9 protein-coding genes and 4 tRNA genes are annotated in these 9,090 nt (G+C 59.4%); 3 read left to right on the forward strand and 10 right to left on the reverse strand.

The genetic code is table 11. The annotated features are described in order from the left end of the window. The coding region (locus tag FEM54_RS16535) for a heavy metal sensor histidine kinase (protein WP_138451945.1) at positions 1-1,030 on the forward strand (1,030 nt) is incomplete at its 5' end. A 15-nt stretch (positions 1,031-1,045) separates the two neighbouring features. Here the strand turns inward: FEM54_RS16535 and pcp are convergent. The 5 genes from pcp to FEM54_RS16560 all read right to left on the reverse strand — a co-directional run bounded on the left by pcp (position 1,046) and on the right by FEM54_RS16560 (position 5,592). Then, positions 1,046-1,687 carry a pyroglutamyl-peptidase I gene (pcp, locus tag FEM54_RS16540; protein WP_138451947.1) on the reverse strand — a complete coding sequence of 214 codons (642 nt, stop codon included), beginning with the start codon at positions 1,685-1,687 and terminating at the stop codon, positions 1,046-1,048. 7 nt (positions 1,688-1,694) lie between these two features. After that, complete coding sequence (locus FEM54_RS16545) at positions 1,695-2,645, reverse strand: DUF979 domain-containing protein (protein WP_138451949.1); 951 nt, start codon at positions 2,643-2,645, stop codon at positions 1,695-1,697. Beyond that, entirely contained in the window at positions 2,642-3,358 is a 717-nt protein-coding gene (locus tag FEM54_RS16550; protein ID WP_017138754.1) for a DUF969 domain-containing protein, read from the reverse strand. Before FEM54_RS16550 ends, FEM54_RS16545 begins: the two co-directional genes overlap by 4 nt. A 242-nt stretch (positions 3,359-3,600) precedes the next feature. Next, positions 3,601-4,026, reverse strand: a complete 426-nt coding sequence (locus tag FEM54_RS16555) for a GNAT family N-acetyltransferase (RefSeq protein WP_138451951.1) — start codon at positions 4,024-4,026, stop codon at positions 3,601-3,603. 444 nt (positions 4,027-4,470) lie between these two features. Beyond that, positions 4,471-5,592, reverse strand: a complete 1,122-nt coding sequence (locus FEM54_RS16560; protein ID WP_138451953.1) for an NADH:flavin oxidoreductase — start codon at positions 5,590-5,592, stop codon at positions 4,471-4,473. 99 nt (positions 5,593-5,691) lie between these two features. On the opposite strand from FEM54_RS16560, the gene FEM54_RS16565 reads away from it, so the two are divergent. After that, entirely contained in the window at positions 5,692-6,108 is a 417-nt protein-coding gene (locus tag FEM54_RS16565) for a winged helix-turn-helix transcriptional regulator (RefSeq protein ID WP_017138750.1), read from the forward strand. A gap of 116 nt (positions 6,109-6,224) precedes the next feature. Here FEM54_RS16565 and FEM54_RS16570 read toward each other — a convergent pair. After that, positions 6,225-6,301 (reverse strand) — tRNA-Val (locus tag FEM54_RS16570). 184 nt (positions 6,302-6,485) lie between these two features. Between FEM54_RS16570 and FEM54_RS16575 the strand changes: the two genes are divergently transcribed. Further along, the gene (locus FEM54_RS16575) at positions 6,486-7,769 is read left to right on the forward strand and encodes an NAD(P)/FAD-dependent oxidoreductase (protein WP_099549905.1); all 1,284 of its coding nucleotides are present in this window, start codon (positions 6,486-6,488) and stop codon (positions 7,767-7,769) included. Between the two features lie 230 nt (positions 7,770-7,999). On the opposite strand, the gene FEM54_RS16580 is transcribed toward FEM54_RS16575, so the two are convergent. From FEM54_RS16580 to FEM54_RS16595, 4 genes are all read right to left on the reverse strand, one after another. Then, positions 8,000-8,076: transfer RNA gene (locus FEM54_RS16580), tRNA-Asp, on the reverse strand. A 105-nt stretch (positions 8,077-8,181) separates the two neighbouring features. Further along, positions 8,182-8,258: transfer RNA gene (locus FEM54_RS16585), tRNA-Asp, on the reverse strand. Between the two features lie 55 nt (positions 8,259-8,313). After that, a tRNA-Val gene (locus FEM54_RS16590) sits at positions 8,314-8,389 on the reverse strand. 107 nt (positions 8,390-8,496) lie between these two features. Continuing rightward, positions 8,497-9,090, reverse strand: a 594-nt coding sequence (locus tag FEM54_RS16595; protein ID WP_138451955.1) for an SDR family oxidoreductase, incomplete at its 5' end; no start/stop codon positions are given.

Raw genomic sequence — 9,090 nt, forward strand, 5'->3', positions numbered from 1 at the left:
CCATTTACCCGGTATCAATGGCGTGCCTTTCGCCACCGTGGCCGCGTCCATCGACTCGGGCGACCTGGGCAGCCTGCAAGTCACCACCGGGCGCCTGATGACCGAACGCACGGCGATGCTCGCCAGCTATCGCTTGAGCGTGTTTATCCTCGCCAGCATCGCCGCGGTCATTCTCGCCATCGTCAGCTACCTGCTGGTGCACCGCGGGCTGGTGCCACTGCGGCGCCTGGCCGTGCACACCCAAGGTATCGGCGTGGGCAACCTGGCCGAACGCCTCGACAGCCACGGCGCGCCCAAAGAGCTGCTGCCAATGATCGACGCCTTCAATACCATGCTTGAACGGTTGGCCAAGGGCTTTGTACAACTGAGCCAGGTATCCACCGACATGGCCCACGAGCTGCGCACGCCGATCAACAACTTGCTGGGGGAGACCCAGGTCGCCTTGCAACAGAGCCGTAACATTGAGAGCTACCAGCAACTGCTGGCGTCCAATGTCGAAGAACTCGAACGCCTGGCACGAATGCTCGACAACATGCTGTTCCTCGCCCGTACCGACCCGGCCAGCGCACTGCGCCAACGCCAGGAACTGAGTGCGGCGGATGAAGTGGAGCGCATAGCGGACTACTTCGAAGGGTTGGCGAGCGATGTGGATATTCACATTCAGGCCGAGGGCGAAGGCCTGATCTGGGCCGAACCGATGCTGTTGCGCCGCGCCTTGGCAAATTTGTGTGCAAACGCCATCAAGTACGGCGCACCCAGTTCGCAGTTGCTGATTCAGGCCATTCCAGACGCCGAGGGCATCAACTTGCGCGTCAGCAACCAGGGGCAGACCATTCCCGCCGAGCATTTGCCGCGCCTGTTCGAGCGTTTTTACCGGGTGGATGAGTCACGGGAACGCTCGGCCCAGTCCAATGGGCTGGGGCTGTCGATTGTGGCGACCATCATGCAGCTGCATAACGGCCGCTACCGGGTCACCAGTGAGGCCGGAGTGACCTGTTTTGAGTTGTTTTTCCCCAGGCGCGAAGCCTGAACACCGCGAGCCGGGTCAACTGACCTGGCCACCGGCCTGCACCACATCAACCTGTGTGTTCCATGCCACCTGCACCGCCAGGCGCAAGCCTTCTAAGGTTGTCACCAATGGCATCGATGCCAGCCCAGTCCCCACCACCTGCTCCGGCAAGTTCGGCACATGGATGAACCCACTGCGAACGTCCGTGCCGGCCAGCGCGTGCTGCAACAGATAAAACACCTGATTGCACACAAAAGTGCCCGCCGTCTGCGAAACCGCCGCAGGCACCCCGGCCTCGCGCAACGCCTTGACCATGGCCTTGATCGGCAATGTGCTGAAGTACGCCACCGGCCCGTCGATCACCACGGGCGTATCGACAGGTTGCTCACCCAGGTTGTCCGGGATGCGCGCATCGTTAACGTTGATCGCCACCCGCTCCATGGAAATGCTGTCGCGCCCAGGCCCAAGCCCCGTGGCGATCACCATCGCCGGGCGCAATTGGGTGATCCACTCAGCCAGGCACTCCTCCACCAAGGCAAATGCACAAGGCAGTCGGCGCACAACAATCTGCACACCCTCACCCAATAGCATCCCATCCAACTGGCGCACGGCCTCCCAGGACGGGTTGACCGGGTCTTGATCAAAGGGCTCGAAGCCCATCAACAGGCACGTTTGCATCCTCGCCTCACATCAACAGGTAGAGCAGCACAATATTGACCACCAGCATCATCAGTGCCGTCGGCAGCTGCGCCTTGATGACCGCGTTCTTGTCGGGCAACTCCAGCAAGGCCGCCGGGACAATATTGAAGTTGGCCGCCATCGGCGTCATCAACGTGCCGCAATAGCCGGAGAACATGCCAATCGCCGCCATTACCGCCGGGTTGCCGCCGTAGATGCCCACCAGCACCGGCACGCCGACACCGCCGGTCATCACCGGGAACGCCGCAAAACCATTGCCCATGATCACGGTAAACAGCGCCATGCCCAATACATACACCATCACCGCCACCAGCTTGAAATCCAGGTTGATATAGGTGGTGGTGACATGGGCAACCGCGGTGCCGACCCCGGCTTCATTGAACAGCAAGCCGAGCATGGCGAGCATTTGCGGCAGCACCATGGCCCAGCCCAAGGCTTCGGTCAGGCGCCGGGATTCACGCAGGGCTTGCACCGGTGTGTCGCGGGTCAACCAACAGGCCAGGCCGAGGGCGATCAGGCAGCCGATGCCCAAGGAGACAAAAGTGGTGTTTTTCGGGTCCAGCAATGGCACGCCACCGATTTCGGTGTGCTTGAGCAATACCGAGCCAATCACGGTGGTCAGCGGAATGGCCAACGCCGGGATAAACAGCTTGTGGCCAAGCCGACCGGCACTGGCGCGGGCAGACTTGTCATGCAACTGGGCATGCGCGCCACGCCCCACGCCGCCCAAACCTGCGATCAAGGCCATGATCACCACGCCCACGCCGATAACCACCGGTGGCAAGCGCTCCCCGACCAGGAACGGAATGGCGAATAACAGCCAGAACACCGCGCTGGACCAGCGTTTGGGGTGAGTTCGATCCAGCAGGATCATGCCTGCGGTAATCAACAGCAGAATGCCGGCCAGCCAGTACAGGTACTCGATGGAGATAATCATTGCGCAGACTCCACCGGCGTCGCGACGGGCGTCATCTCGCGGGTAAGCCTTCGGTCGAACCGGTGCAGGCGAATCGCATGGATGATAAACGCACAAATCGCCGTCGGAATGCCCCACACCGCAATGTGCAACGGCTCCACATCAATCCCCGAACCGAGCAGGAAGGTGTGCATCAGCGCAATCGCACCAAAGGCAACAAAGATGTCTTCACCGAAAAACAGCCCGACGTTATCGGTCGCCGCACACATGGCCAACACCTTGTGGCGCAGTTTGTCCGGCAGTTTGCCGTAGCGTTTTTCCGCTGCGCCTTCGGCCATCGGCGCCAACAACGGCCGCACCATCTGCGGATGCCCGCCCAGGCTGGTGAGGCCCATGGCGGCCGTGGACTCGCGCACGAACAGGTAGATGATCAACAAGCGCCCGACGGTGGCGCGCTCGAAGCGAGCGATCCAGTTCTGCGCATGCAGGCGCAGGCCATGGCGCTCCAGCAGGCCAATAACGGCCAGGGGCAGCAACAGGATCAATTGCAGGGCGCGGGTCTGAAGGAAGCCTTCGCCCATGCTGGCGAGGATTTTTTCCAGCGGGAAGTGTGCGGCAAGCCCGGTGGCAATGGCTGCGGCGGTCACCACCAGCAACGGATTGAAGCGCAGGACAAAGCCAACCACGATGACAAGTACGCCGATCAACGGCCATAGGTTCACAACAGTTTGCATGACGATTAAGTCCTAGAATGCGCGCTGCGGCGCCATGACGGCAGGATGTGAACAAAGGGTTCACAGCATGAAAGTGGCGTGCAGCCCGACGTGGTTTTTTATTGTTGACCTGGGAGGTCGAGCGTCAGTGGCGGCAACTGTGCTGGTTGGGGGCGGGAGGTGTCCAACAAGAAAAATTGTTGCTGCAAACCAATAAATTTTGTCGGTGATGGGCGCCGGGTGGCCCGGCGCTTTGAGGGAGTTCAGCTCAAGCGCTTGTGGAAAAAATGGCGTTTATGGCCCGGCGGGAAATCAGCAATGTGGCCAAATTCAGTGAAGCCCTGCTTGCGATAAAACGCGGGCGCCTGGAAGCTGAAAGTGTCCAGCCAGATGCCCTCGCATCCGCGTTCACGGGCCAAGTCTTCAGCCGCGCGCATTAATCGCGTGCCCGTGCCTTGGGTGCGCATCTGGTCGGGAATGCTCAACAGCTCAATGAACAACCACCCGAAGGAAATCTCCCCGTAAAGACCGCCCACTACTTCTTGAGAAGCGGGATCACGCAGCAAAATACCGACCGTTTCGGACGGCATCTGGCCGGTGTGGCTGCGGTTGAAAGCCCGCAGCGGCTTGAGAATGGCCTCGCGCTCCTGCGCCGTCACGTCGAACGATACTTCCATTGCCAATTCCATTACGGACTCCATGGGTTGAATTCAATCGTTCCTCAGTATGCCTTGGGCGCACCAAACCTGAGTGGATCTGCGCCAGTTTCATTAACCCAGCGGCGCTCAATCACCTTAAGTCGTCTCGACAGCATGGATCTCGTTCCAGACCTATACTCAATACAGTGTTGCGCGGTCCTGCGCAGCGCTCAGCGCAGTATTGCCGATGGAGGCAGCCGCTATGTACGCCGGACAAACGAGTATGGCGACAACAAATGGTGAGATACGGTGCCAGATGTTTGCACAGATTATCTGCCTGTTATCGGTGGCTACGCTGTTCTGCTAGCAGTTCTCAGCGCAGTAACCCGCAAAGCGGTATGGGCAGGTATTGGCAAAATTCCAGCCAAAAAAAGAGCCCACCTTTCGGTGAGCCCTTCAACACTCAAGGTTTTGCACGTGTCAGAAGTGTGAGACTCAGGCCAGCTCGGCCAAATCTTTTACGTCAAAAGGCTTCAAGTCGGCCGAATTGCCCGTTCGAATTTTCCTCACCCACTGCGCGTCACTCAGCAGTGCTCGCCCAACAGCGATCAAGTCGAACTCCTCTTTCTCCAATCGCTGCACCAAATTGTCGATGGCTGCCGGTTGGGAGCTTTCGCCGCTGAAGGCGCCGAGGAAGTCGCCGGACAACCCCACAGAGCCGACACTGATAGTCGCAGCGCCCGTCAGCTTTTTGGCCCAGCCGGCAAAGTTCAGACCCTGCTCGCCGTCCAGTTCCGGGAACTCGGCTTCCCAGAAGCGCCGTTGAGAGCAATGCAAAACGTCCACGCCGGCCTCCACCAGTGGCACCAGCCAATCGGACATGCTTTCAGGCGTCGTAGCCAAACGGGCGCTGTAATCCTGCTGCTTCCACTGACTCAGACGCAGAATGACCGGGAAATCCGGCCCTACGGCTGCGCGTATGGCCTTGACCACTTCCGCCGCGAACCGTGAACGCTCCTTGATCGTTGCACCGTTGAAGTGGTCGGAGCGTTCATTCGTACCTGTCCAGAAAAACTGGTCCAGCAGGTATCCGTGGGCACCGTGTATTTCGACGGTATCAAACCCCAGCCGCTTGGCGTCAGCAGCGGCCTTGGCGAACGCCGCAATGGTGTCGGCAATCGCCTCATCATTCATGGCCTGCCCCAGTGGTTTTTGAGGACCGGCAAGCCCCGACGGGCTCTCAAACCCACCGGCGGGCGCCCAGTCTTCCTGGAAACTGGGCGCGGCCCCGACGTGCCAGATCTGCGGCCCCATTTTGCCACCGGCACGATGAACACCTTCGATTACTGCTTTCCAGCCTGCGAGTGATTCATCGCCATGGAAAAACGGAATCCGCGACATATTACGAGCGCCCGGACGATCCACCACAGCCCCCTCAGACAGAATCAACCCGACCTGGTTTTCCGCACGCTTGCGGTAATAAGCGGCGATTTGTTCGTCAGGCACACCGCCCTTGGCGAAAGCGCGCGTCATAGGCGCCATTACAATTCGATTCTTCAGGGTCAAAGACTTGATCGTGAACGGCTGAAATAGAGAGTCGAGATTCGTAGAACTCATTGAGAGATGCTCCGAGCAAAAGGAAACTCCATGGTATAAGGTGTATACCTAATATCAATAAGGCACTTAAAAGTGCTCAGGTATACCCGAGGAAACTACATGCAGGAAAAAGCTATTCAGGCGTTGGGGCAAAACGAGAACCCTCCAGTCGTCTACGCCGCTGATTGCACCAGCCGGATACTGCTCGATCAGATCGCGGACAAATGGTCCGTATTGATACTGGCAACGCTCTGTAAAAGCCCGCTGCGCTTCAATGAAATCAAACGTCGACTCGACGGCATTACGCAAAAAGCGCTCACGCAAAGCCTGCGTCGCCTGGAGCGCAATGGCATTTTGTCGCGCCGCGTCATCCCCTCTTCTCAAGTCGCCGTCGAGTACAGCGTTACGGACCTGGGGCATACGCTGGAAGAGCCATTTCGTGCGTTATATAGGTGGACGCTCCAACATTCTGAAGCTGTGATGAACGCCCAGGCGGCATTCGATAAGCTTGCAGAAGAGCAGCAGCACGACGGGTAAAAGCATAACGATGGCGGCGGGAGTGTTGATAAGGAAGTTTTACAAATCGCAGACAACAAAAAAGGGCCCACCTTTCGGTGAGCCCTTCCAGACCGCCCAGCAGAGCGGATTTTGTTTGGTAGGCGCGATTGGACTCGAACCAACGACCCCCACCATGTCAAGGTGGTGCTCTAACCAACTGAGCTACGTGCCTGCTGTGAGGCGGCATTCTACGGAATTCCGAAGGGGTGTCAACATCTTTTTTGCAGCTAACCCTATGAATATGCGAATTTTTTATTTGTGAAAGGCATGCCCGGGGTTTTCGGGTGGCTGGCAGGCAATTTTCAACTCAGGTAGGATCGGCGCACTCGTAAAAAATATAAAACAGAGGTTCCAGGATGGCGAACACCCCCTACCCCCAGTCGTATTACGCCGCGTCCGCGAATGCGGTTCCGCCACGCCCGGTGCTGCAAGGTGAAGTCGAAACCGATGTCTGCGTGATTGGCGCCGGTTATACCGGCCTGTCCAGCGCGCTGTTTCTGCTGGAGAACGGTTTTCGCGTGACGGTACTGGAAGCCGCCAAGGTCGGCTTTGGCGCCTCGGGCCGCAATGGTGGGCAGATCGTCAACAGCTATAGCCGCGACATCGACGTGATCGAACGCAGCGTTGGCCCCAAGCAGGCGCAGTTGCTGGGGCAGATGGCGTTTGAGGGCGGCAGGATCATTCGTGAGCGCGTGGCCAAGTACCAGATCCAGTGCGACTTGAAGGACGGCGGTGTGTTCGCTGCACTCAACAGCAAGCACATGGGCCACCTGGAGTCGCAGCAGCGGCTGTGGGAGCGCTACGGCCATACGCAGCTTGAGTTGCTGGATGAGCGCCGTATCCGCGAAGTGGTGGCCTGTGACAACTATGTCGGCGGCCTGCTGGACATGAGCGGCGGCCATATTCACCCGCTCAACCTGGCACTGGGCGAAGCAGCGGCGGTGGAGTCCCTGGGCGGCACGATTTACGAGCAGTCTGCGGCGGTGCGCATCGAGCGCGGCGCCAACCCTGTGGTACACACCGCCGAGGGCAAGGTCAGGGCCAAGTTCATCATCGTCGCGGGCAATGCCTACCTGGGCAACCTGGTGCCGGAGCTGGCGGCCAAGTCGATGCCGTGCGGCACCCAGGTCATCACCACCGCGCCGCTGGGCGATGAACTGGCCAAGACCTTGCTGCCGCAGGACTACTGCGTCGAGGACTGCAACTACTTGCTGGACTACTACCGCCTCACCAGTGACAAGCGCCTGATCTTCGGCGGTGGCGTTGTGTATGGCGCGCGCGACCCGGCCAACATCGAAGCGATCATCCGCCCGAAGATGCTCAAGGCCTTCCCGCAGCTCAAGGATGTGAAGATCGATTACGCCTGGACCGGCAATTTCCTGCTGACCCTGTCGCGCCTGCCACAGGTGGGTCGCCTGGGCGACAACATCTATTACTCCCAGGGCTGCAGTGGCCACGGCGTGACGTACACGCACCTGGCGGGCAAGGTGCTGGCAGAAGCGTTGAGAGGCCAGGCAGAGCGTTTTGATGCGTTTGCCGACCTGCCGCACTACCCGTTCCCGGGCGGGCAACTGTTGCGCACACCGTTTGCGGCGATGGGTGCCTGGTATTACGGGCTGCGGGATAAGCTGGGGTTCTGATTGCGATAGCTGGCTGCCGACGATGGCCATACCTTGGACCGAGGTGTAGCTATCGCAGGCAAGCCAGCTCCCACATTGACCAGTGGCAGCTTCAGAAGAAGCTCAACCCAAAATATCAAATCGCAGACACAAAAAACCCCGGTCTTTCGACCAGGGTCTTTGCTATCGGATCAAAGCAGCTTAACACTTGCTTTGTGCTCCAAGGCGTTCAGTGGGCCTTGGGGCAGATATGGCGCAGCGGACGGGACTCGAACCCGCGACCCCCGGCGTGACAGGCCGGTATTCTAACCGACTGAACTACCGCTGCGTATCGCTTGACCAGTTGAACCTAAACCCTCAACTGTCTTTAAACGTCTGACTGATCAGCCAAAGCCTTTCAATCTCAAACCCGATAAATCGGACCTGGAAAATATGGCGCAGCGGACGGGACTCGAACCCGCGACCCCCGGCGTGACAGGCCGGTATTCTAACCGACTGAACTACCGCTGCGCGTCGGTGCAACCCTTAACGTTGCGTCTTGCCCGAAGGCAAAACTCTCAAGAAGTGGTGGGTGATGACGGGATCGAACCGCCGACCCTCTGCTTGTAAGGCAGATGCTCTCCCAGCTGAGCTAATCACCCTTTGCTTCGTTGAGGCCGCGAAATTTACGCAGGTAGCAGACCTAAGTCAATAGCCTGCTTGAAGTTTTTCTGAAAAAGACAAAATTGCTTCAAGGCGGCTACCCGCCCTACTCGCTGTAAATCATCTTCTTGCTCATGCCGCCGTCGACCACAAACTCTTGGCCAGTGACAAACCCTGCCTGACGCGACAGAAGCCACGCCACCATCGCCGCCACGTCCTCAACCGTGCCCACCCTGCCCGCCGGATGCTGGGCATGATCGGCATCGGTCAAAGGCTCGGCACGCCGCGCCGCTGGATCACGCGCATCGATCCAGCCAGGGCTGACGGCATTGACCCGCACCTCTGGCCCAAGACTTATGGCCAGCGCGTGAGTCAGGGCCAACAGCCCGCCCTTGCTCGCCGCGTAGGCCTCGGTGTCGGGCTCCGATTGACGCGCGCGGGTCGAGGCCAGGTTGACGATCGCGCCGCCATGGGCACGCAGGTACGGTGCACAGTGCTTGGCCAGCAGCATCGGCCCGCTGAGGTTCACCGCCAGCACGCGGTTCCAGTACGCCAGGTCGAGGCTTTCGAGGGTGATATTGCGCGGGTCGGCCACGGCGGCGTTGCACACCAACGCGTCCAGGCGACCGAACTGGCCGAGCACTTCGGCAACGCCCTGGGCGACCTGCTTCTCGTCGGCCACGTCCATGCTGATAAACCA

The organism is Pseudomonas edaphica (genome assembly GCF_005863185.1).
In the GTDB taxonomy this organism is placed as follows: Bacteria; Pseudomonadota; Gammaproteobacteria; order Pseudomonadales; family Pseudomonadaceae; genus Aquipseudomonas; species Aquipseudomonas edaphica.